General features: G+C 34.5%; 23 protein-coding genes and 1 pseudogene. 21 read left to right on the top strand and 3 right to left on the bottom strand.

The genetic code is table 11. From position 1 onward, the window contains the following. The first annotated feature begins 46 nt into the window (after nucleotides 1-46). A pseudogene (locus B5P42_RS16405) lies at nucleotides 47-1,657 on the top strand (amidase family protein). A gap of 159 nt (nucleotides 1,658-1,816) precedes the next feature. Next, nucleotides 1,817-2,836, top strand: a complete 1,020-nt coding sequence (locus B5P42_RS16400) for an AI-2E family transporter (protein WP_002126875.1) — start codon at nucleotides 1,817-1,819, stop codon at nucleotides 2,834-2,836. Nucleotides 2,837-2,882: 46 nt separating this feature from the next. On the opposite strand, the gene B5P42_RS16395 is transcribed toward B5P42_RS16400, so the two are convergent. Both B5P42_RS16395 and B5P42_RS16390 read right to left on the bottom strand, forming a co-directional pair. Then, entirely contained in the window at nucleotides 2,883-3,167 is a 285-nt protein-coding gene (locus tag B5P42_RS16395) for a YesK family protein (RefSeq protein ID WP_002086206.1), read from the bottom strand. Nucleotides 3,168-3,279: 112 nt separating this feature from the next. Beyond that, nucleotides 3,280-4,224 carry an L-lactate dehydrogenase gene (locus tag B5P42_RS16390; protein WP_002012312.1) on the bottom strand — a complete coding sequence of 315 codons (945 nt, stop codon included), beginning with the start codon at nucleotides 4,222-4,224 and terminating at the stop codon, nucleotides 3,280-3,282. Nucleotides 4,225-4,424: 200 nt separating this feature from the next. Here B5P42_RS16390 and B5P42_RS16385 point away from each other — a divergent pair, with 200 nt between their 5' ends. From B5P42_RS16385 to B5P42_RS16315, 13 genes are all read left to right on the top strand, one after another. Continuing rightward, nucleotides 4,425-5,861, top strand: a complete 1,437-nt coding sequence (locus B5P42_RS16385; protein ID WP_113734670.1) for a flavin monoamine oxidase family protein — start codon at nucleotides 4,425-4,427, stop codon at nucleotides 5,859-5,861. A gap of 321 nt (nucleotides 5,862-6,182) precedes the next feature. Beyond that, a complete protein-coding gene (locus tag B5P42_RS16370) occupies nucleotides 6,183-7,262 on the top strand; it encodes an RNA-guided endonuclease TnpB family protein (RefSeq protein WP_113734669.1) in 1,080 nt (359 codons plus the stop codon). Between the two features lie 246 nt (nucleotides 7,263-7,508). Beyond that, the gene (locus B5P42_RS16365) at nucleotides 7,509-8,432 is read left to right on the top strand and encodes a CobW family GTP-binding protein (protein WP_181458803.1); all 924 of its coding nucleotides are present in this window, start codon (nucleotides 7,509-7,511) and stop codon (nucleotides 8,430-8,432) included. Nucleotides 8,433-8,562: 130 nt separating this feature from the next. Further along, a complete protein-coding gene (locus B5P42_RS16360; protein ID WP_113734667.1) occupies nucleotides 8,563-9,168 on the top strand; it encodes a TetR/AcrR family transcriptional regulator in 606 nt (201 codons plus the stop codon). A gap of 15 nt (nucleotides 9,169-9,183) precedes the next feature. Then, nucleotides 9,184-10,674 (top strand): o-succinylbenzoate--CoA ligase, encoded by a 1,491-nt coding sequence (locus B5P42_RS16355; RefSeq protein WP_113734666.1) that lies wholly within the window; start codon nucleotides 9,184-9,186, stop codon nucleotides 10,672-10,674. 4 nt (nucleotides 10,675-10,678) lie between these two features. Beyond that, nucleotides 10,679-11,095, top strand: coding sequence for a MaoC family dehydratase (locus B5P42_RS16350; protein ID WP_002012316.1), 417 nt, complete (start codon nucleotides 10,679-10,681; stop codon nucleotides 11,093-11,095). Next, nucleotides 11,095-12,090, top strand: coding sequence for a 3-oxoacyl-ACP synthase (locus tag B5P42_RS16345; protein WP_001219349.1), 996 nt, complete (start codon nucleotides 11,095-11,097; stop codon nucleotides 12,088-12,090). Before B5P42_RS16350 ends, B5P42_RS16345 begins: the two co-directional genes overlap by 1 nt. 62 nt (nucleotides 12,091-12,152) lie before the next feature. Continuing rightward, nucleotides 12,153-13,949 carry a 6-bladed beta-propeller gene (locus B5P42_RS16340; protein WP_113734683.1) on the top strand — a complete coding sequence of 599 codons (1,797 nt, stop codon included), beginning with the start codon at nucleotides 12,153-12,155 and terminating at the stop codon, nucleotides 13,947-13,949. A gap of 234 nt (nucleotides 13,950-14,183) precedes the next feature. Continuing rightward, nucleotides 14,184-15,401, top strand: a complete 1,218-nt coding sequence (locus B5P42_RS16335) for a substrate-binding domain-containing protein (RefSeq protein ID WP_113734665.1) — start codon at nucleotides 14,184-14,186, stop codon at nucleotides 15,399-15,401. A gap of 91 nt (nucleotides 15,402-15,492) precedes the next feature. After that, nucleotides 15,493-16,266, top strand: coding sequence for an ABC transporter ATP-binding protein (locus tag B5P42_RS16330; RefSeq protein ID WP_000149306.1), 774 nt, complete (start codon nucleotides 15,493-15,495; stop codon nucleotides 16,264-16,266). Then, entirely contained in the window at nucleotides 16,244-16,945 is a 702-nt protein-coding gene (locus B5P42_RS16325) for a branched-chain amino acid ABC transporter ATP-binding protein (RefSeq protein ID WP_001196706.1), read from the top strand. Before B5P42_RS16330 ends, B5P42_RS16325 begins: the two co-directional genes overlap by 23 nt. A gap of 21 nt (nucleotides 16,946-16,966) precedes the next feature. Next, nucleotides 16,967-17,827 carry a branched-chain amino acid ABC transporter permease gene (locus B5P42_RS16320; RefSeq protein ID WP_113734664.1) on the top strand — a complete coding sequence of 287 codons (861 nt, stop codon included), beginning with the start codon at nucleotides 16,967-16,969 and terminating at the stop codon, nucleotides 17,825-17,827. Nucleotides 17,828-17,876: 49 nt separating this feature from the next. Continuing rightward, a complete protein-coding gene (locus tag B5P42_RS16315; protein WP_002126891.1) occupies nucleotides 17,877-18,830 on the top strand; it encodes a branched-chain amino acid ABC transporter permease in 954 nt (317 codons plus the stop codon). Between the two features lie 164 nt (nucleotides 18,831-18,994). On the opposite strand, the gene B5P42_RS16310 is transcribed toward B5P42_RS16315, so the two are convergent. After that, complete coding sequence (locus tag B5P42_RS16310; protein WP_002031321.1) at nucleotides 18,995-19,783, bottom strand: LysR family transcriptional regulator; 789 nt, start codon at nucleotides 19,781-19,783, stop codon at nucleotides 18,995-18,997. A 120-nt stretch (nucleotides 19,784-19,903) separates the two neighbouring features. Here B5P42_RS16310 and B5P42_RS16305 point away from each other — a divergent pair, with 120 nt between their 5' ends. The 6 genes from B5P42_RS16305 (at nucleotide 19,904) to B5P42_RS16280 (ending at nucleotide 23,836) form a co-directional block, all read left to right on the top strand. Next, nucleotides 19,904-20,449 carry a DUF4865 family protein gene (locus B5P42_RS16305; RefSeq protein WP_113734663.1) on the top strand — a complete coding sequence of 182 codons (546 nt, stop codon included), beginning with the start codon at nucleotides 19,904-19,906 and terminating at the stop codon, nucleotides 20,447-20,449. A gap of 45 nt (nucleotides 20,450-20,494) precedes the next feature. After that, a complete protein-coding gene (locus B5P42_RS16300; RefSeq protein ID WP_113734662.1) occupies nucleotides 20,495-20,905 on the top strand; it encodes a tautomerase family protein in 411 nt (136 codons plus the stop codon). Next, nucleotides 20,902-21,225 carry a carboxymuconolactone decarboxylase family protein gene (locus B5P42_RS16295; protein ID WP_258397503.1) on the top strand — a complete coding sequence of 108 codons (324 nt, stop codon included), beginning with the start codon at nucleotides 20,902-20,904 and terminating at the stop codon, nucleotides 21,223-21,225. The genes B5P42_RS16300 and B5P42_RS16295 overlap by 4 nt, the downstream gene beginning before the upstream one ends. Before the next feature lie 101 nt (nucleotides 21,226-21,326). Further along, nucleotides 21,327-21,770, top strand: a complete 444-nt coding sequence (locus tag B5P42_RS16290; protein WP_060752042.1) for a MarR family winged helix-turn-helix transcriptional regulator — start codon at nucleotides 21,327-21,329, stop codon at nucleotides 21,768-21,770. A 52-nt stretch (nucleotides 21,771-21,822) separates the two neighbouring features. Next, nucleotides 21,823-22,764, top strand: a complete 942-nt coding sequence (locus B5P42_RS16285; protein WP_002126899.1) for a ring-cleaving dioxygenase — start codon at nucleotides 21,823-21,825, stop codon at nucleotides 22,762-22,764. Between the two features lie 16 nt (nucleotides 22,765-22,780). Then, on the top strand, nucleotides 22,781-23,836 hold the full coding sequence (locus tag B5P42_RS16280) for an LLM class flavin-dependent oxidoreductase (RefSeq protein WP_113734660.1): 1,056 nt from the start codon (nucleotides 22,781-22,783) through the stop codon (nucleotides 23,834-23,836). Nucleotides 23,837-24,013: the final 177 nt, after the last annotated feature.

The following is a 24,013-nucleotide window of genomic DNA, read 5'->3' as shown; positions in this document are numbered from 1 at the left end:
TCTCTTTTTTATATAAATGAGCAACTTTTAGAGTGGAGGAAGCAACATGAAAAAATGGGTAAAGATAACGTTGTCTATCGCCGGAGGTATTGTTCTATTGGCGTGTGCCGGAGGATATTACGTGTATAAAAATTATTTTCCAAAGGAACCTGAGCGTATTGTATATGATAAAGACAGAGTGTTAAAACCGATACATAATCAGCTTAAGGGGATCGACATAGATAATATAAAGATAAAAGAAAAAGAAGTTGTAAATGCGACTGTGGATGAGCTTCAAAAAATGGTTGATGATGGGAAATTATCATATGAAGAATTAACGAGTATTTATCTTTTTAGAATACAAGAACACGACCAAAGTGGAATATCATTAAATGCTGTTACAGAGATTAATCCTGATGCGATGGAAGTAGCACGAAAGTTAGATAAAGAGAGAGCGTTAAATAAGAAATCGAACTTATATGGCATTCCTGTCATTGTAAAAGATAATATACAAACGGAAAAAGTGATGCCGACAAGCGCAGGAACTTATGTATTAAAAGATTGAATTGCAGATGAAGATGCGACGATCGTGAAGAAGTTGAAAGAAGAAGGTGCTTTTGTTTTAGGAAAAGCGAATATGTCTGAATGGGCAAATTATTTATCTTTTACAATGCCAAGTGGATATAGTGGGAAGAAAGGACAAAATTTAAATCCATACGGTCCGATTACGTTTGATACATCGGGATCAAGTTCTGGATCTGCTACAGTAGTTACAGCAGATTTTGCACCGCTTGCGATTGGCACAGAAACGACTGGATCAATTGTAGCACCAGCATCTCAGCAATCAGTAGTTGGATTACGTCCATCTTTAGGTATGATTAGTAGAACTGGAATTATTCCGTTAGCTGAAACGCTTGATACTGCAGGGCCTATGGCAAGAACGGTAAAAGACGCGGCAACGTTATTTAATACAATGGTAAGTTATGATGAAAAAGATGCTATGACAGAAAAAATGAAAGATAGAGATAGAATAAATTATACGAATGATTTATCGATAGATGGATTAAAAGGGAAAAAGATAGGGATTCTTTTTTCTGTAGATCAACAAGATGAAAATAGAAAAGCAGTAGCAGAAAAGATTAGAAAAGACATTCAAGATGCAGGTGCGATATTGACTGATGATATTCAGTTAAACAGCGAGGGTGTAGATAATCTGCAAACATTAGAATATGAGTTCAAGCATAATGTTAACGACTATCTTTCGAAGCAAAAAAATGTGCCTGTAAAATCGTTAGAAGAGATTATAGCGTTTAATAAAAAAGATAGTAAAAGACGAATGAAATATGGACAAACATTAATTGAGGGCTCTGAAAAATCTGCTATAACGAAAGGTGAGTTTGAAAAAGTAGTTCAAACGAGTCAAGAAAATGCAAGAAAAGAGCTAGATAGGTATTTAGTAGAAAAAGGTTTGGATGCTCTTGTGATGATTAATAACGATGAAGTTCTTCTATCAGCTGTGGCTGGTTATCCAGAATTAGCAGTGCCGGCAGGGTATGATTCTGATGGTCAGCCGGTAGGCGTAGTGTTTGTTGGGAAACAGTTTGGTGAAAAAGAACTTTTTAATATTGGATATGCGTATGAACAGCAATCTAAAAATAGAAGATCTCCTAAAATATAGAGTTGATAAAGTAGTTTTTAGAAAAGTATTAGATAAAAAAATCCGACAATAAAAAAGAAAAAAAGGATTCTTTCCAATTAGTAAGAAAGATTGTCTATAGAAGTTCATAAAATGTAATATATCCGATTTCCATCCATTGAAGGGAGAGGTTAATTCTTAATGAATGAAGTGAAAAATTTCTTTCGAAGCAGAGGGTTTCAACGGTTTCTCGTTTTAATAATATTAGCGCTTGTATTGTATGGATTAAAAAGTATGATTAATTTAATATTAATTACGTTTATTCTCACGTTTTTGATGGATCGATTTCAAAAGTTTATTTCAAAAAAATTGAAAGTAAATAGGAAAGTGGTTATTGCTGGTTTATATATTGTGTTAGTGACGTTTATTGTAACTACACTATATAAATATTTGCCTGTACTAACGATACAAATTTCACAATTAATTTATCAATTTAAATTGTTTTTTCAAAACCCACCTGATAACGAGATAATTAAATATGCACTTTCGACAATTAATGGAATGGAAGTATCGAAATATATCGAACAAGGTGTAGATGTCATTTATCAATCGATAGCAAATATAGGAAAAGTCAGTTTACAAATACTACTTTCTCTTATTTTAAGCTTATTTTTCCTATTAGAAAAAGAACGCATTATAGCATTTACTTCGAAATTTAAAGATAGTAAGCTGAAAATTTTTTATGAGGAGATTGCATATTTCGGTGAAAGGTTTGCAAGATCGTTCGGAAAAGTGATTGAAGCACAGTTTTTAATTGCGGTTGTAAATTGTGTACTCACTGTAATTGCACTTGTCATTTTAGGATTTCCACAGCTTCTTGTATTGGCTGTCATGGTCTTTCTACTCGGTTTGATTCCGGTTGCTGGTGTTATTATTTCCTTGTTTCCACTTTGTATCATTGCCTATAACGTCGGCGGGGTTGTGTATGTTGTTTACATACTAGTGTTCATTACAGTAATCCACGCTCTTGAAAGTTATTTATTAAATCCAAAATTTATGTCTGCAAAAACGAATTTACCTGTTTTTTATACATTTATGATTCTTATCTTTTCAGAGCATTTCCTCGGAATATGGGGGCTTATTATTGGGATTCCAATCTTTATCTTTTTATTAGATGTACTTGATGTAAATAATGATGAACCGATTAAAGATAATAAGTGATAGAAAATGAACGATGTTTTCTCTTGATGAAAACATCGTTCATTTATTATTTTTTCTTTGGAGGAGGTAGTTTAATAAAGGTATTTGCAATTAAAGCTATAATAACAGCAGCAAAAATAAAGACTGCGATTACACTAACTCCCATACCTGCCCATCCTCCTACAAGGAAGATACTTATCGGTATTGCTAACAAGCTTAAAATAATTAGAATCAATCCGAGATTCTTATCATATTTTTTAGTTGGGAATAGCGTTCTGATGATTAAGAAGAGGAAAAGTATTAAGGATGCTACAGCTAGTAAGAGGATTGCAATCGTCAAAGAATCATTCATGAAATCACCCCTTTTTATAGATAATATTACCGTTTAAATTGAGGGGGAACTATAAAAATATAAAAAAGCAATCCAATATAAATCGGATTGCTTTTTTGATTGAAAAATATGATTAAAGAACAGGAGCCATTGTTTCTTTCAACACTTGAACAGAGTGATCGAATTTTAATTCTTCCTCTTCACTTAGTTCAACTTCTAAAATTTCACGAACACCGCCGCGGTTTAAAACAGCAGGTACGCCGATATAAACATCTTGTTGGCCGTATTGACCTTCAAGATATGCTGATACAGTTAATACGCTGTTTTCATTGCTTAAGATTGCTTTCGTAACACGTAAAAGTGACATGCCGATGCCGTAGTATGTAGCACCTTTTCGTTCAATAATGTGATAAGCTGCATCACGAACGTTTACGAAAATATCATCTAAATCTTTTTGGTTATATGTGTTGTCTTTTTCAAGAAGCGTTTGTAGTTTTTGAATACCAATTGATACGTGACTCCACACCGGAAGTTCTGTATCACCATGCTCTCCGATAATATAAGCGTGAATGTTATGAGGTCCAATATCGAAGTACTCACCTAACATATAGCGGAAACGAGCTGAGTCAAGAGTTGTACCAGAACCGATTACGCGTTCTTTCGGTAATCCAGATTCTTTCCAAGTTACGTAAGTTAAAATATCTACAGGGTTTGTTGCGATTAAGAAGATACCGTCAAATCCACTATCCATAATGCTACGAACAATTTGCTTGAAAATTTTAGCGTTTTTCTCAACTAAATCTAAGCGTGTTTCACCTGGCTTTTGTGGCAATCCAGCTGTAATTACAACAAGGTCTGCGTCTTTACAATCTTCATAACTACCTTTCCAAACCTTTGTTGGAGCTGGTGCGAAAGGAACGGCATGGCTTAAGTCCATTGCTTCTCCTTCAGCTTTTGCTTCATTTACATCAACTAAAACAAATTCTTCAGCTACAGCTTGGTTAATCATGCAGTAAGCATAGCTACATCCAACTGCTCCTGTTCCTACTAATACAACACGGTTAATACCTTTTTTCATTTCAAAATTCCTCGCTATTTCATTAATTTTATTATGTAAGATAATACGTCTTACTTCTATAGTTTCATATCTATTTTATTACATTTTATAAAAGATATTCAAGAAATTGAAAATGTATCCGCTCAATTACTTGAATGAAACATAGGAATTCTGTTAAACGAATATAATTCAGTAAAATCCTTCGTAAAAGGGGAATTGGCATGGGGAATCCATTATCGATGGAAAAAATGCTTCAAATTATTCACGAGGGGCTTGCCAAAACAAATAACCCCAAACGGATTACAATTGCCGGTGCAGGGATGTCTGGATTAGTTGCAGCATCTTTATTAAAAGAGGCTGGGCACGAGGTAACGATTATAGAAGCAAATAACAGAATAGGTGGCAGGGTGTATACGATTCGGGAACCATTTAGTGCAGGATTATATTTTAACGCAGGTCCTATGCGTATTCCGGATACTCATGATTTAACTTTAGCCTACATTCGTAAATTTAAACTACCGTTAAACCTTTTTATTAATAAAACTTCTTCAGATATAATTTATACGAATAACAAAAGAACGAGATTGGATGTGTTTGAAAAGGATCCAAGTGTACTTGGATATCCAGTTTTAGATAAAGAAAGAGGGAAAACAGCAGAAGGGTTAATGTTAGGGGTATTGGAACCGATACTTAATTATATTAAGAAAGATCCGGATAAAAACTGGATTATTGTTGAAAAAAAGTATAAAACATATTCGCTCGGTTCATTTTTAACCGAGTATTATTCAGATGGGGCAATAGATATGATCGGAGTACTTCTTGATATGGAAGCATACATGGGAATGTCTTTAATTGAAGTATTACGCGAAATGATCTTTTTCACTTCAACGACGAAATATTATGAGATAACGGGCGGGATGGATGCATTACCAAATTCATTTTTACCAGAGCTAAAGGATAATATTTTTATGCCGTATAAAGTAGAAAAAATTATACAGGAAGATAATAAAGTAATGATGCAAGTAACACATGAACAAACGTTAAATTCATTTATAGTAACTGGTGACATCGCTATTGTCACAATTCCATTTTCAGCTTTGCGATTTGTAGAAGTTCAGCCATATCATTTATTCTCTTATTATAAAAGGCGGGCAATTCGTGAATTAAATTATATTGCTTCAACTAAAATTGCGATAGAGTTTAAAAGTAGATTTTGGGAAAGAGCAGGACAATATGGTGGTAAGTCAATTACAGATTTACCTATCCGCTTTACATATTATCCGAGCTACGGCATTCATAGACCAGGGGCGGCTATCGTTTTAGTGAGTTATACGTGGGCAGATGAGGCGTTAACGTGGGATAGTCTCTCGAATAGAGAACGTATTCGTTATGCGTTGAAAAATTTAGCGCAAATATATGGAAATGTGGTTTATAGTGAGTATGTTGCGGGAGAATCTTTTAGCTGGAGTCAAAATCCGTATTCTTGCGGAGCATTTACAGCTTTTGAACCAGGGCAAGAGCTTGAATTGTTTCCATATATTACGCCGCCAGCGGGTAGAGTGCACTTTGCAGGAGAACATACGACATTAACACATGGATGGATGCAAGGGGCAATCGAGTCTGGAATTAGAGTTGCTCATGAAGTGAATGGAAAATGAAACGATAATCTAGTAGTTTTGTTTACAGCCCTTTCCGAACGAGAAAGCCCATCGCCTTTAGACATGTGATGAAAGTGAGGTTGGATACGGAGTACCACTAAAAATCGTAAGGTTCGTGGTACTTTAAGTATACAAAGTATAGGTAGTTTCATTGGGGCTTTTTGTTGTGATTTTTCGAAAATAAATGATACATTGTAACTATGGTAAATGATTATAGAAGAACGTTGCAAAGTTTATGGACACGTTCTTATTTTGTTTCTACAGCTAAAAATGTAGCAAATGAAAATATGTTGAAAATCAAAAAACAAGGGGATGAAACGTATGTCACAGACCCTAACAGTGAAAGTGAAATTGATTCCAACAAAAGAACAAATCCGTTTATTGGAACAAAGCAGTCAAGAATATATCAAAGTTATAAATACACTTGTATCGGAAATGGTGGAAGCAAAGAAAAGTACGAAAAAAAGCACAAAAGATATTGAAGCAAATATCCCAAGTGCAGTGAAGAATCAAGCGATTAAAGATGCGAAAAGTATGTTTGCTACAAAAGTAAAGAAAAGTAATTATAAAATCATTCCGATTCTAAAGAAACCTGTTTGTGTATGGAACAATCAAAATTATTCATTTGACTCCACTCATATTTCAATCCCGTTTAAGGTAAAGGGAAAGTCCACTCGTTTAAAGGTCCGTGCTTTATTAATCGATAAAAAAAATCACAATTTGGATTTGTTAAAACATAAGTTAGGTACACTTCGTATCACAAAGAAATCGAATAAGTGGATGGCCCAAATATCTGTCACACTTCCTACAAATGAAAAAGCAGGAATGAAAGTTTTAGGGATAGACCTAGGTCTCAAGGTCCCTGCAGTAGCAATCACAGATGATGACAAGGTTCGTTTCTTTGGGAATGGTAGGCAAAACAAATATAGGAAGCGTAAGTTTCGGAGTGTTCGTAAGAAGTTAGGAAAAGACAAAAAAGTGAATGCCATTCGGCGATTTGATGATAAAGAACAAAGATGGATGCAAGAAAAAGATCACAAAACAAGTCGTGAAATCATTGGTTTTGCGATTGCTAATCAGATTTCTGTCATTCGATTAGAACAACTAACGAATATAAGACAGACGGCAAGAACAAGCCGTAAAAACGAAAAGAACCTACACACTTGGTCATTCTATCGTTTGGCACAATTTATTGCTTATAAAGCAACGATAGCTGGTATTCAGATTGAATATGTGAATCCAGCTTATACAAGTCAAAGTTGTCCGAAATGTGCTGAAAAGAATAAGGCTCGAGATAGAAAATACAAGTGTCCATGTGGGTTTAAGACACATCGTGATATCGTTGGAGCGATGAATATTCGCTACGCAACTGTGATTGATGGTAACAGTCAATCAGCCTAAGCACCTATATGGTCTGGTTTAGGAGGGGCAATGAGATGCCCTTATCTTGAAGGCTGTTCAAAACAGAAATGGCTTGCGAACGCTTAGTCATTCAAGAATCCCACCCGTTAATCCGTAAGGATTCGGGCTTGCGACTTTAGTCGTGGGAGTCTCAAAAATAGGTATTCTTTTAATAAAATGATAAATATAAATCGTAATAATTACGCTTTGAAGAAATTTGAAGTAGAGAAATGGATGGTCGGTCGAATGAGTAAAGTAGAAATTCATATATTAGGTGGTTTTTTAGGTAGCGGAAAATCAACATTGCTGCAAAATTTATTATTAGCAGAAAAGAAGAAAAATCGAAAAGTTGCAGTTTTGATGAATGAAATCGGTGAATACTCGGTAGATACAGATATTATTGGAAAAGAGAATGTGTTAAGGGAACTTCTGAAAGGATGTATTTGTTGTACGTTAAAAGAAGAGCTTGAAATTCAATTACATTCTTTATATCAACAAGAAAGACCAGATGTAATTTATATAGAAACAACAGGTGTCGCACATCCAATTGAAGTGTTAGATGCATGTGTATCACCAATTTTAGCCCCTTTCCTTGAAGTGAAATCTATAGTAGTCGTATTAGATGCAGTAAGATGGTTAAACCGAAGTATATTAAGTGCAAATGTACAACAGCTATTACATGAGCAAATGAAATATGGAAGTCATATTCTTATTAATAAATTAGATTTATTAACAGATTCGGATAAGAACAAAGTACTTGAAGACGTAAAAGCAATAAATAATCATGCGAAATTGTTTGAAACAAAGTATTGTAATATATCTTTAAAAGATATAGAAGAAGCTGAATTTGTGAGAGATGGAGAACATGAGACACTACATGTCAAACAGCATTTACATATACAAACGATGACGTATCAATTTACGAAATCGATTGATCAAGATAAATTATACGAATGGCTTTCGAATTTACCAGATAGCATTTATCGTGTAAAAGGATTTGTGAAATTCCATGGAGATAAATACCCTCACTTATTCCAATATTCATTTGGCGTACCAACTTTACTGGAGCAAGACTTCGGTTTCCCGATAAACTTAGTAGTAATAGGGGAAGGATTAGATAAGAAGCAATTGGTTGAGGGGTTAGAGAAAGTAGAACTTAATTCTAATTAAGATTAAAGGACTAACTTCAAAATAAGTTAGTCCTTTTTTGTATGTAGAAAAACGCTTGCGGATTTTGTCTAATGGAAATAATTGAAAAATTCAGAAATATATTTATAATCAAATCTAAGAGGTGATTCAGGTGTCAGAAAAAATAATAATGGATGTAAAAAACCTAACAACAAAAGGGTTAGAAACGAGAGAGAAATTATTGTGTGCTGCAGAAGAGGTATTTGGTAATAAAGGATATTACGAAGCTTCTATCGTGAATATTACACAAGAAGCAACGGTAGCGCACGGAACTTTCTATAATTACTTTCCATCTAAAAAAGATATATTTGATGAATTGATTCGCAGATTGAACCGTGAGTTACGCTTAATTATTAAAGAAGAAATGAAGGGGATATCAAGTTATGAAGAGGCACAAAGAAGAGGTTTTCAGGCCTTTTTTCGATGGGTGAAAGATCGTCCTAATCTATATAACATTGTACAACAGGCGGTAGTTGTTGATGATAATTTATATAGATGGTATTATGCAAAGCTCGCAAATGGATTTTTAAAAAGTTTATCGGCTGGCATGGAAGCGGGAGAATTTAAACAACTTGATAAAGAAACAATTGCGTATTGTCTTATGTCAATTGGTCAATTGTTAGGAATGCGATGGGGCTATTGGGAAGAGAAAGATGTTCCGGAAGATGTATTTGAAGCAGCGATGTCATTAATATTTGAAGGATTGAGAAAGAGATAAGGGAGTGGGGAAAATATGCAAGGCATTGCTTATTGGATTGAAAAACGGGCCTATTTACATCCAGATCGCATTGCCATTATTACAGAAGAGGAGGAAATGACATATAAACAGTTACATGAGTATGTAAGTAAAGTAGCAGCATATTTAATTTACGACTTAAATGTGCAAAAAGGAGAGAGGATAGCTATTTTATCACAAAATAGCTTGGAATATATTGTACTTTTATTTGCTATAGCAAAGGTAGAATGTATTGCTGTTCCACTGAATATACGGTTAACAGAAAATGAACTTATATTTCAGTTAAAAGATAGTGGAGCTACAGTTTTATTTGTAGAGGAAACATTTCAAAATATGGCACTGTCAATGCAGAATGTAACATATGTACAAAGAGTTATTTCGATTAAAAGTTTAAAAGAAATAGAAGATAGAAAAATTGACAACTTTGAAGAGATAAATGAAAGCGCATCCTTTATTATATGTTATACCTCGGGGACAACAGGACAACCGAAAGGAGCTGTACTTACACAAGAGAATATGTTTTGGAATGCGCTTAATAATACATTTGCGATTGACCTAACTGTTCATGACCGCTCCATTGTGTTATTGCCTTTATTTCATATTGGTGGGATTGGTTTATTCGCATTTCCAACTTTATTTGCAGGTGGAATAATCATTGTTCCGAGAAAATTTGAGCCAACCATAGCTCTTTCTATGATAGAAAAATATAAAGTGACTGTTGTAATGGGAGTACCTACAATTCACCAAGCATTAATTAATTGCGCAAAGTTTGAAACTACAAATTTACAATCAGTTCGCTGGTTTTATAACGGTGGTGCACCATGTCCAGAAGAGTTGATGGGAGAATTTATAGATAGAGGATTTTTATTTGGTCAAGGCTTTGGTATGACTGAAACATCACCAACCGTATTTATGCTTTCAGAAGAAGATGCAAGACGTAAAGTAGGCTCAATTGGAAAACCTGTTCTGTTTTGTGATTATGTACTTATTGATGAAAACAAAAATAAAGTTGAGATTGGTGAAGTTGGAGAGTTACTAATAAGAGGACCAAATGTAATGAAAGGGTATTGGAATCGGCCAGATGCAACAGAAGAAACGATTCAAGATGGTTGGTTATATACGGGAGATTTAGCTAAAGTTGATGAAGATGGTTTTGTATACATTGTCGGTAGAAAAAAAGAAATGATAATTTCCGGTGGTGAAAATATTTATCCCCTTGAAGTAGAGCAAGTTATTAATAAACTATCAGAAGTATGTGAGGTAGCAGTAATTGGTACACAACATGTAAAGTGGGGAGAGATTCCAATCGCCTTTATTGTGAAAAAGAGTTGCAGTGTATTAACTGAAAAGGAAGTCATTGATCATTGTCGTTTATTTCTAGCCAAATATAAAGTTCCAAAAGAAATTGTGTTTCTAGAGGAATTGCCTAAAAATGCAACTGGTAAAATTCAAAAAGCACAGTTAGCAAATCAACTGAAAAGTAGGTGAAGGGATGATTATGTATAGTTCCGGTCAACAGGCATCATGTAGTAAAACAATAACAGAAACGGATTTTGTATTATTTGCGGGTTTGAGCGGGGATTTTAATCCAATTCATATTGATCATGAGTATGCAAAACAAACTAGATTTAATCAAAGAATCGCACATGGTTTATTAACTTCTAGTTTATTATCACAATTGTTAGGCGTTCATTTACCAGGAAAGGGTTCCGTTTATATGGAACAAACTATTAAATTTACAGCGCCAGTTTTTATAGGAGATACGATTACAGCTACGGCAACAGTACAAGAATTTATGATAGAAAAGAGAGTTTTGAAATTGTTAACTGAGTGTCATAACCAAAAAGGAGATTTAGTGTTAACAGGTGTAGCGACTATGATGGTGCCAAAAGAAGGAGGAATTGTCTAATGAGAATTGGGATTGAAGCAACTGGTGTTTTCTTCCCAAAAGACGTAGAGACGGCCGCAGATTTATCTAAAAAAACAGGTATTCCTGAGAATATTATTATAGAAAAGTTTGGGTTATATGAAAAACATGTCGCAGACGAAACGATGCATGCATCAGATTTAGCTATTGCTGCTGCAAAGCCAATATTATTACAAGTAGATCCTCAATCTATTGATGTAGTCATTTATTTTGGCAGTCCACATAAAGATTACCACGTATGGTCTAGTGCCCCAAAAATTCAGCATGAACTTGGATTGAAAAATGCTTATGCTTTTGAAATTATGAATGTTAGTTCTTGCTTTCCAATCGCTCTCAAAGTCGCAAAGGATATGCTCTACTCTGATAAATCAATTGAAAATATATTATTAGTAGGTGGATGTAAAGAATCTCAAATTGTAGATTATGATAATCCACGCTCACGTTTTATGTTTAATTTTGCTGATGGCGGAAGTGCAGCTTTAGTAAAAAAGGGAGCTAGCAACGGTGAAATATTAGGCAGTGCGATTATAACGGATGGTTCATTTCATGACGATGTTCGTATTCCAGCTGGTGGATCGAAGCAGGTTGCGAGCTATGATACAGTTGAGAATCGACAACATTATATTGATGTAATAGATCCTATTAGTATGAAAGAACGTTTAGATCCAATTTCAACCCCTAATTTTGATAAGGTTATTCGGGAGGCGTTAAGAAAAAGTGGATTTACTCCTAAAGATATTAAAGTATTGTTACCACTGCATACAAAACGCTCTATGCTAATAGAATTGTTACAGGGGCTGGGCTTAGTAGAAGAGCAAGTTGTATATTTAGATCATTATGGGCATATGTCAGCACTTGACCCATGTATAGGTCTTCATTTTGCAAATGAGCAAGGGAAATTACAGCCTGGAGATATTGCAGTAGTGGTTAGTGCAGGTACTGGGTATACTTGGGCAGCTACTGTGATTAGATGGTAGTAAGCATGGATTTTATCAAAAAAATTATATGTTGTTTTTTCATTGTTACTGTGAGTCTAGGGATGTTTGCTTCTGTAGGAAGTGCTTCTGCTGTAAAATATGTGAAATCATGGGGGAGTGAGCTAGATACTTCTAAGTTATTAAGGACACCAGTGGCGATGGCGAGGGATGCAAAAGGATTTTTGTATGTTGTTGATATGGGGAATAATAGGATTTTGAAAATAGATAAGAATGGAGAAGTTGTTGATGCTATAGGAACTTTAGGTGAAGGTCCGGGACAGTTTAATATGCCATTTGGTATTGCTGTTGATAAAGAAGGTAATATTTTAGTTGCGGATACAGCGAATTATCGTATTCAAAAATTTAATGAGGAGTTTCAATTTATTAAAAGTTGGGGCACAAAAGGTAAAGGAAGTGAGCAGTTCTCGTTTCCTAGGGAAATTGCAGTAGATAGCGATAACAATTACTATATTACGGATGAATACAATCATCGTATTCAAAAATATAGCCCGGATGGGCAGTATATTCAAACAATAGGGAGTTATGGAAAGGCGAATGGAGAAATGGCTTTACCACAAGGAATTGCGATAAATAAACAAGACGAGGTCTATATTGCAGACACATATAACAATCGTATTCAAGTGTTTGATAAAAAAGGGGAGTTTCAGCGAGTAATCGGAACAGGAATTGCAGGTTTAGGCCCATATCAATTCTACCATCCAAGAGGAATAAATTTTGACTCAACATCTGGATCGCTATATGTAGCAGATACATATAACAATCGGATAATGAAATTTACAAATAAAGATCAATTTTTATATACAGTAGGTAACTTTTTTCAGTTTGTTCATCCTAATCAAGTTTTTCCGGATGGTAAAGGGAATATCTATATAACGGATACGGGAAATAATCGTGTACTTTTATATAATGAGGTAGGCCTAACAGCGGTAATGAAGAAAACCATAGGTAATGAAAGGAATGGAAATACACAATATGCAGGACCTTATGATGTCGAAAGAGACACGAATGGAAATGTTTTTGTATCTGATTCTTTTAATCATCGAATTTTGAAATATGATATATCTGGGAAGATTGTTGCTAAGTGGGGAAGTTTATTTGGTACTGGTGGGCCACTTGGGTTCGGAAGTCTTCCAGGACAGTTTTTTGTTCCAAGACAGGTTGCAACGGATCGTTACAATAATGTGTATGTATCTGATTCTGTAAATCATCGTATCCAAAAATTCACCAATTCAGGGATAGCGCTTGCTTCATATGGTTCATTTGGAGTATTACCAGGTTTTTTTCAATTTCCATCTGGAATAGCTATTGATAGTAAAGGAAACATATTTATAGCTGATTCAGAAAATCATCGTATTCAAAAATTTAATCCATTCTTTGTATATATGAAAGAATGGGGGAGAAAAGGAAGTGGAGAGGGAGAGTTTTTTCAACCTATGCAATTAGCAATTGATTCAAAAGATAATGTTTATGTTGTTGATCGGATTAATAATAGGGTTCAAAAATTTGATAATGAGGGTAATTTTCTTACAAAATGGGGTACAAATCATGGAGCTGGAAACTTAGATCCACTAGAAAATTGGAGAGAGGGTCCAGGAGATCTTTTTTTGCCAATAGGAATTGAAATCGATATAAATAATACGGTATATGTCACAGATACTTCTAATAATCGTGTGAATATTTACAATGAAAATGGGGATTTTTTAGAGTCTTTTGGAAGTTTTAATGGTATGTCAGGGCAGTTTTTCTCACCACAAGGAATAGATGTGGATAGTCAAGGGAATATCATTATTACAGATGGTTTACTCCAAAGAATTCAATTTTTTAAGAAAGCTAATTAATATTGGAGACTCAAAATGCTTGTTAGAAAGGATAGAAGTTTAATAGTTTGGGAATGCGGTATAGGTAGGAATAAAATATTTATATGAAATTGTAAAGGTGTTTAATGGAAATCGGAGAAGATACATGTATACTAACAATCTCGTTTATATTATTCAAAGGAAAAGTCATAATTACGGATGGGTAACTTTGGCGTGTTTGACTCTATCAGAAAGTAAAGTATGGGGAGGATCACAATGTCGATGAAAAAACGTAAATGCCTAAAAATGGTGGCTGCTGGTTGTGTTTTAGGTTCGTTATTAATAACGGCAGCTTGTTCAGGAAAGAAAACAAGTACAGAGGATGAAAAGACGATTAAGGTAGGGGTTCTTGCTTCATTAACAGGTCCATTAGAATCATATGGAAAACAAACAGTGAACGGATTTGAATTAGGGTTAGACTATGCAACTGGTGGAACTGGGAAAGTGGAAGGGAAGAAGATTAAGTTTGTTGTAGAAGATACGGAAACGAAAGCTGATGTAGCGGTTAAAAAAGCTACGAAGTTATTAGAAGAAGAGAAAGTCGATTTTTTAGTCGGATCGTCTAGTTCAAGTGATACATTAGCGGTTTTACCACTTGCAGAGGAATATGAAAAAATAATGGTTGTAGAACCAGCAGTAGCTGATAGTATTACCGGGAAGAACTGGAATAAATATATTTTTAGAACAGGTAGAAATTCATCTCAAGATGCAGTCGCTGGTGCTGCGGCAATTGCTAAAAAAGATGTAAAAATAGCAACGTTAGCACAAGATAATGCTTACGGCCGTGAGGGAATTGCGGCATTTAAAGCTGGAGCGAAGAAATTAGGTGCGAATATTGTAAACGAGCAATATGCTGATACAAATTCGACTGACTTCACTGCAAATATTCAAAATATTATTAGCTCAAAACCAGATTATTTATTTATCGTTTGGGCAGGTGCGAATTCACCTTGGAAACAGTTAAAAGATATGAATGTGGAAGCGCAGGGTATTAAAATTTCTACCGGTGCACCAGATATACCGGCATTAAAAACGATGGATGCGTTAGTAGGAATGCAAGGTTTTTCTGTTTATTATCACACACTTCCGAAAAATAAGGTGAATGATTGGTTAGTTGAAGAACATAAAAAACGATTTAATGGTGCGGTGCCAGATTTATTTACAGCAGGAGGAATGTCAGCGGCAATTTCAATTGTAGAAGCTTTAAAGAAAACAAAAGGTGATACAGATGTAGATACATTGATTAAGAAAATGGAAGGAATGGAATTTGATACACCGAAAGGAAAGATGAAATTTAGAGAGAAGGATCATCAAGCGATGCAGACACTTTATTCTATCACATTGAAAAAGCAAGATGGTGTTGATTATCCGGTGCCAGTATTAGAGCGAGAATTAACGATGAAAGAGACAGAACCCCAAGTTCAAAATAAATAGACTGAATTTTCTGTTGTTTTCGTATAAAGAGGGAGTACACCCTCTTTATACGTATTTCTTTCATACTTAAAGCTTTAAAGGGAGGGATTTCGTGACACATTTGCTAGAAACGAAAAATCTTTGCGTATCTTTTGGCGAGCATCATGTTATTAAGGATGTGAATTTAACAGTACAAAAAGGAAAGCTCATTTCAATTATTGGACCAAATGGTGCAGGAAAGACAACGCTATTCAATTTACTAAGTGGACAAATTTCTCCAACAAAGGGTGAAGTATATTTTAAAGGACAAGAGATTACAAATTTATCAATTTCGGATCGTACTCGATTAGGAATTGGTCGTTCTTTTCAACTTACAAATATATTCCCAGAGTTAACGGTACTTGAAAATGTTCGTTTAAGTGTTCAATCATTTGTGCAAGATTACTATAGTTTTTTTCCGAGTTCGGCAAAATTTAAGCAACAAGTTGGAGAGGCGAGACGTTTCTTAAAAACAGTATTACTTCACGAGAAAGAACATGTATTAGCGAAAGATCTAGCGCATGGGGAAAAACGAAAGTTAGAGCTTGCGATGTTATTAGCTTTAAAAACGGATGTGTTACTACTTGATGAGCCGACGGCAGGTATATCAGTTGAGGAGGTACCGGCTATTTTACAAGTGATTGAAAATATTAAGAAACATCCAGAGAGTACAATTGTACTTATTGAACACAAAATGGATATGGTACTAGGTTTGTCAGACCATCTTATCGTTTTATTCCATGGAGAGTTATTGGCTGAAGGTTTGCCCGAAGAAATGATGAAAGATGAGCGTGTACAAAGTGCTTATTTAGGGGGATTATATAGTGGCACTATTACAAGTGAATAATATAGAGACGTATTTAGATCAGTTTCATATTTTACAAGGGGTATCTCTTACTGTTGAGAAAGGAACGATTACTGTACTGTTTGGAAGAAATGGGGCAGGGAAGACTACGACATTACGTTCGGTTATGGGATTTCACCATATCGCACATGGTGAAATTTATTATGATAGTACACAAGTAAATGGATTATCTACACATTTAATTTCAAGGAAAGGAATAGGGTATGTACCAGAAAATCAAGGTATTTTTCACGACCTGACAGTAGAAGAAACATTCGCTCTTGCTAGGGGGAAGGGAGAAGAAGCGGAAGAAAAAATAGACTGGATGCTTGAATTATTTCCAGATTTAAAGCAATTTTGGCACAAAAAAAGCGGACTCTTAAGCGGAGGGCAAAAGCAAATGCTAGCAATTTCAAGAGCATTTATTAATAGTGATGGTTTATTACTTATTGATGAGCCGAGTAAAGGCTTGTCGCCCATTATGATAGAAAAATTAATGATAGCCATTTTGAAAATGAAAGAGAAAACAACAGTTTTACTCGTTGAACAAAACTTTATGATGGCTAGTCAAATTGGTGATTACTTTTATATTATGGATAACGGAAGAATTGTTCATAACGGTTTTATGCATGAATTAAAAGAGGATAAGGAAATGTGTCACAAATATTTAGGAATCTCTTAACATGAATCCGGGGTGAGAAGGATGGATGTGTTAATCAATTTATTTGTAAATGGGATTTCAACAGGGATGCTCATTTTTTTATTAGCGTCAGGTCTTTCACTTATTTTCGGTTTAATGAGCGTTCTAAACTTCGCACATGGTGGGTTATTTGCATGGGGAGCTTTTACAGGTGTATGGATATTTAATACAACTGGAAGCTATTTACTCGCTTTAATTGGAGCAATTGCTATGGGGATGTTTCTTGGATTCATTTTAGAAAGATTCCTTATTAGACCGGTATATGGAAATCATGTTCGCCAACTTCTTGTGACGCTTGGAGGAATGCTTGTACTTAGTGAATGTATTAAAGTATTTTGGGGGCCAAATCCAATTGGTGCTAAATTACCGTTATGGTTACAGGGTAGTTATACATTTGAAGGCGTTATATTAATTAAATATCGTCTATTCGTTATTTTAATTGGGATCATCATTTACATTGCCTTACTATTATTGCTCAAAAAAACAAAGATAGGTCTTATGATTCGCGCAGGTGTAATGGATAAAGAGATGGTTCAAGCGCTCGGTATTAATGTAAAAGCGATATTTTCTTTCGTCTTTTTATTAGGAGCAGGGATGGCGGCTTTGGGAGGCTTCTTATTAGCACCGTATTCAGGTGTTATTTTCGCCGATATGGGTATGCAGTATGCGATTTTAGCTTTTATAGTAGTGATAATTGGAGGATTAGGAAGCGTACAAGGTTCAGCAATCGCTTCTTTAATTGTTGGATTAGCTGGTGCTTTTACAGCATATTTTATACCGGATTTATCACTTGCAATTAATATGTTAATGTTACTATTTTTCTTAATAGTGAAGCCAACGGGACTTGTTGGTGAAAAGGGGTGAAATGGTGAACAGCACATCGAATCGAATTAAAGTATACTTCGGAGTATTTATGCTCATTTGTTTAAGTGTATTTCCATTCGTAAATGATTCACGGAGCTTGTTAATTTTGTTCACTCAAATCTTCATCTTTGCTATTTTCGCTATGAGTTTTGATGTTCTCCTTGGATATACAGGTATTGTTTCATTCGGTCATTGTATGTTCTTTGGTATAGGGGCGTATGGGGTAGCACTTTTATTTGATCGACAAGGGGTGTCTATCACAAACTTTTTTATAGGAATAGCAGCCGCAATTATTGTATCAGCCATCGTTAGTTATATAATCGGTTTGCTTTCTTTACGGCTGAAAAGTCATTTTTATGCAATGTTAACGCTCGCTATTTCCCAGCTGTTTTTTGTACTTGCTGAAAAATGGCGTTCACTGACTCATGGAGGAGATGGATTTACATTTCGTGTACCAGATATATTCCGTGATCGTTTTACATTTTATTATATAACATTTATATGTCTAATCAGTATTTTCATTTTGTTACGTCTTTTCACAAAATCTTCAATTGGGAAAGTGTTAAAGGCGATTTCACAAAATGAACAACGAGTTGAAGCACTTGGCTATAAAGTTCTTCATTATAAAATTATTGCTAGTGTTGTTGCAGGAGTAGTTGCAGCGATTAGCGGTGGTTTATTTGTCATCACATTACGCTTTGTTAATACAACTGTATTTTCAATTGAAATGACGTTAAATGCATTATTGATGACAATGATTGGGGGAGTTGGAACGTTAATCGGAGCTATTGCTGGAGCGGGGATTATTGAATCACTGAAATATTATTTATCAGAACTAGCTACAGAGTATCCGATTTTTGAAAGGTGGACGATTATTCTAGGTTTATTATACATTATCGTGTTATTAGTTTTTCCAAAAGGATTAGTTGGAACGGTTAAGAAGTTGAAGAATTTTAAAAGAAGTAAGAAGGAGAAGAGTACAGGGGTGGAACAGAACGTGTAAAATAAGTCTTCAAGATGAAAAGGGATGTCCTAGTAGTTAAACATATTAACTAGGTAACATCCCTTTTTATTTTATTAGGCCGTACGATAGTATATGAAGTTATATTAGCGATTCGAAAAGGGATATCTATTTGCCCGTAAAATACGATAAGTGTAGCCTCTTTATTAATTAAATAGTTCACCTGGAATCACTTTATCTAAGTCTCGAGTTGTAAAGAAGTTAATAGGTAGTTTTTCAACCGCGACATTTTCAACTGGAACTAATTTATCATTTCTAATCGGTAAAAAAGCTATCCCATTTCCCTCAACAATAAACTCTTCAATAAGCGAATAAGAATCTAACTGTTGAAGTTGATGCTGAGATAGATTGTTTTCTTTTAGAAATTGTATTGTCATATTTCTAAAAGGGCACTTTTTATCGTTACTAACAAAGAAAAGTTCTTTTGAAAAGTCAATGTTACACTGTTCTTTCGCTTTTAATAAGCCTACAGAAATTGAAGTGGTGAATACTTTTTTAAACGCTGCGTCGGGATAATCCTCATAAGTTATGACCATATCAACTTTTTGTTGCTGTAGTAGTTTTTGTAAATGGCTACTACTTTCTATATATATTTGATAATTTCTGAAATTTTCTTTAATACGCATACTTAAATAATTAGTCAAAATAGATTGTGACGTCGCTATTACATAAGAAGAAGCACTTGTTTTAATTTCATCTTTCGCTTCTTCTAAAAGAGCTAATATTTTATTCGTGTAGTCTAATAAAATGTCACCAGAAGGTAACAGGGAGACACCTTTGTTATCTCTATGTAGTAAAGGTGTTTCTAATTCTTGTTCTAATTTTTTGATTCGCTCAGTTACATTTGGTTGTACATAGCCTAGCTCTTTAGCAGCTTTACTAATAGATCCTTCGTTAGCTACAGTTTTAAATATAATAAGATCATTTATTTCCATTCATTTCAGCCCCTTATACGGTATCATTATAAATGATATCAAACATAATTTATACCTATTTTACGTCAGCCGATCATCGGTTTATCATTATGTATATAAGACCGAAAGTGAGTGATAAACATGATTGGTATGCAATATAAGGTCATTTTACCAAAGGATTATGACATGGAGATTATTAAAAAAAGGGTAAAGGATAATGGGTTTAAAACTGATGGTTTTCAAGAACTAAATTTTAAGGCTTATTTAATTACTGAGACAGGTAAGGATGGGAATTTCTATAACTGTTATGCACCTTTATATATGTGGAATGGTCATGAAGGGATGAACAAATTTATATTCGAAGGGTATTACGATAATATTTTGCAATCGTTTGGGTGGCAACAAATAAATATAGGTGTTCCATTAGTTGTTAATTTAAGTAATGATTTTAGAAAAAGTAGATATGCTGTTGAATATGCAGGGAGTATTTCTCAAAGTAAATCGCTGATTGGGACGCAATTAAATAAAGTAAATGAAAATGTGCAAAACATAGAAAAATGTTTAGGGAATGTAATAGTTTATAATCCAGATAAGTGGGGATATAGTCAATTCAGTTTTTATAAGGAAAAGCCTGAAATAGATGTAATGGACGATGTTACTATTTATGAGATTTTACATATTTCATGAGGATATGTTGTTGAATGCTAAATTAAGAAAAAGGAATGAAAATGTATGCCATTTGTGAACGTTTATTATCATGAAGATATATTAAATAAAGAAGAGTTGAAAAAGATAGGTGAATGTATCCATCTTTCATTAATTGAACATTTTAACATCCCTGAAAATGATTATTTTCAAATATTTATACCTTATCAACGAAATCAATTTTTGTATAATCCATATTATTTGTTGGAAAGAGGAGAAATGAGAACTGAGAATATGATTTATGTTTCTATTACATGTGGACCTGGAAGAACAGTGCAACAGAAAAAAGGTTTGTATCAATCTATATCCTTTGAAATTTCAGCATGTTCTAATGTGAAAGTTACTGACATTTTTATTACATTACATGAGATAGCTGCTGAAAACTGGTCATTTGGTCAAGGGATGGCACAATTGGTAAAAATGAAGGGAGCAAAATGATGAATGAACCAATTGAATTCTATATTCCAAAGAAAATGAGAGAAGTAGCACCTGTATTTTCTCATTATAGTGAAGAGATATTATTTGAGGAAGTGTGGCGGGATGCCGCTTTAACATTAAGAGAAAGAAGCTTATGTACATTGTCGGCACTAGTCAGTCTTGGTAATACAGAACAATTACCATTTCATCTGAAGCTAGCTAAACAAAATGGGATAATGGAGAATGAATTAGTTGCATTAATAACACATATGGCTTTTTACGTTGGTTGGCCAAAAGCTGTGGCAGCTTTAAATATAGCAATGAATGAAATGGAAAGTTAAGAATAATGATTTTGGGAGGTATTTTTAACATATTTCTACTTGCATTACTATCACTTGAGTGGTAAAGTGATAGTAAGATCAACGCTAGGAAGTGATGAAACATGCGTGAAAATACGATAGGATCGTTAATATGGCTACGTTTAATACGATTTACGAACCAAAGTAATCAAATGTCAAATGAGTTTTTAAAACGTTTTGATTTAACAACAGCCCAATTTGATGTGCTTTTGCAAATACGGACTTATCAGCCATTAACACAAATGGAGTTAGCAGAAAAGGTTACCGTTACACAAGGCGGTATTTCTCGAATGTTAACACGTCTTGAAAAAGAAGGATATATTATACGAAAACAAGATTGGAAAACGAAAACAATTAGTCTTACAAAGCAAGGGGAAGCGGCTTTAGAAAGAGCATTGCCAGAGCAACTTGCATTTCAATCATCATTTTTTGATGATGTATTAAATGAAGAAGAGCAGAAAATACTATACGAGTTGATGTCAAAAGTTCATAAGCATAGTGAAAAAAAAGAATTACCGAATGAGTAATTTTTTTTACCTAATCAATTGACTAATCAAGTGATAAAGAGGAGGAAGTTTTATGTATACAATTCCAGGACATCACCACATTTCTATGGTGACTAAAAATGCGAAAACGAATAATAATTTTTATCGAGATGTCTTAGGATTACGCCGGGTGAAAAAGACAGTCAATCAAGATAATCCATTTATGTATCATTTGTTTTATGGTGATTTAACAGGGAGTGCCGGAACTGAATTATCATTTTTTGAAATGCCGAATGTAGGTAGAACAATCCGTGGTACAAATGCAATAACACAAATAGGCTTGCTCGTACCTTCAATAGAAAGTCTTACATTTTGGAAGAGACGTTTTGAGTCACTCCAGGTGGCGCATGGGGAAATTACAACTTACGCCGGAAGAGACGCACTGCACTTTGAAGATCCAGATGGTCTACGGTTAGTGCTGTTAAATAATAAAGATGAAGAGGTGCCTGAATATTGGACTGCATGGGATGAATCTTCTGTAGAGCAGAATCATCGTATTTTAGGCATGGGAACAGTTGAAATGACAGTGCGCAGTTTAAATAAATTATCAAAAACATTAACAGGTTTGTTTAGTTATAAAGAAGTATCTCGTTCAGACGATGAGGGGATTTATCAATCTATCGATGGTCAATCTTTTGGAGAAATTTTGGTGAAACAGCAAGATGGAGAGAGTGAAAGACCCGGAAAAGGAAGTATTCATCATTTAGCTATTCGTGTGAAAAATGATGAAGAACTGAGTTATTGGAATGAAGCGGTGAAAGATAAAGGGTTCCAATCAACTGGGATTATCGATCGCTTTTATTTTAAAAGTTTATATTTCCGTGAGTCAAATGGCATTTTATTTGAGATTGCAACGGATGGACCAGGATTTACAGTAGATTCAACAGTTGAAGAATTAGGAAAAGAGCTGGATTTACCACCATTTTTAGAAGAGAGAAGAAAAGAGATTGAAGAGAAATTAATACCGCTTTATTAAAAGGGAGAGAGCAACTATGGAAAAATACCGTATTGATACAAGTAAGGGAATTGAATTTGGATTATATTCAATTGGAGATCATATTTTAAATCCGCATGATGGTTCGAAAATAAGTGCAGAAAAAAGAATTCATGAACTAATTGAAACAGCTAAGTTAGCAGATGAAGTTGGAATTGATGTGTTTGCTGTCGGTGAAAGTCATCAAGCGCATTTTACAACGCAAGCTCATACAGTTATTTTAGGAGCTATTGCACAAGCTACGAAAAACATTAAAATCGCGAGTTCTGCAACAGTATTAAGTACGTCAGATCCGGTTCGTGTATATGAGGATTTTGCCACAATTGATTTAATTTCTAATGGTCGTGCTGAAATCGTTGCTGGTCGCGGCTCTCGTATTGGGGGATATAGTTTACTTGGTTACGATGTAAATTATTATGAAGAACTATTTGAAGAGAAGATGGATCTTTTATTAAAAATAAATAAAGAAGAAAGTGTAACATGGAAAGGGCAGTTTAGAACACCACTTGAACATGCGGCAATTATACCGAGAGCTAAAAATAACAATATGCCAATTTGGCGTGCTGTTGGAGGACCGCCTGCTAGTGCAATTAAGGCAGGACGCGCAGGTGTACCAATGATGCTTACGACACTTGGTGGCCCAGCTGTTAATTTTAAAGTTTCGGTTGATGCATATCGTGAAGCAGCTGAGCAAAGTGGTTTTGATCCAGCAACATTACCAATTGCGACAACAAGTTTATTTTATACAGCAGAAAATTCACAAGATGCACTTAGTGAATATTATCCTCATATTAATGCTGGTATGCTTGCGCTACGCGGTGGTGGGTATCCAAAACAACAATTTACTAATGCAGTAGATCACCGTGATGCGTTAATGATTGGTAGCCCGCAACAAATTATTGAAAAAATGCTTTACCAATATGAATTATTTGGACAGCAACGTTTTATGGCACAGATTGATTTTGGCGGTGTACCATTTGATAAGATTGAGAAAAACATTGAATTAATTGCTACCGAAATTATGCCAGCTGTTAGAAAATATACAACGAAATAATGATAAAAGTACCGGGAATATAATTTATTCTCGGTACTTTTTTATTTAGTCAGTTTGAAAAAATGACAAAAAAACGAATTTTATGTCTAGAGAAAGGGGAGTTTTTTTCTATTTGTGAATAACAATATTGTTGATTTGAATTTTGGAAATACATTTTTCTCTTGACAAAAATCTAAC

The organism is Bacillus sp. SRB_331 (assembly GCF_003264175.1).
In the GTDB taxonomy this organism is placed as follows: Bacteria; Bacillota; Bacilli; order Bacillales; family Bacillaceae_G; genus Bacillus_A; species Bacillus_A mycoides.
The sequence above is the reverse complement of the archived record's forward strand: the minus strand, read 5'-3'. Positions and strand labels throughout refer to the sequence as shown.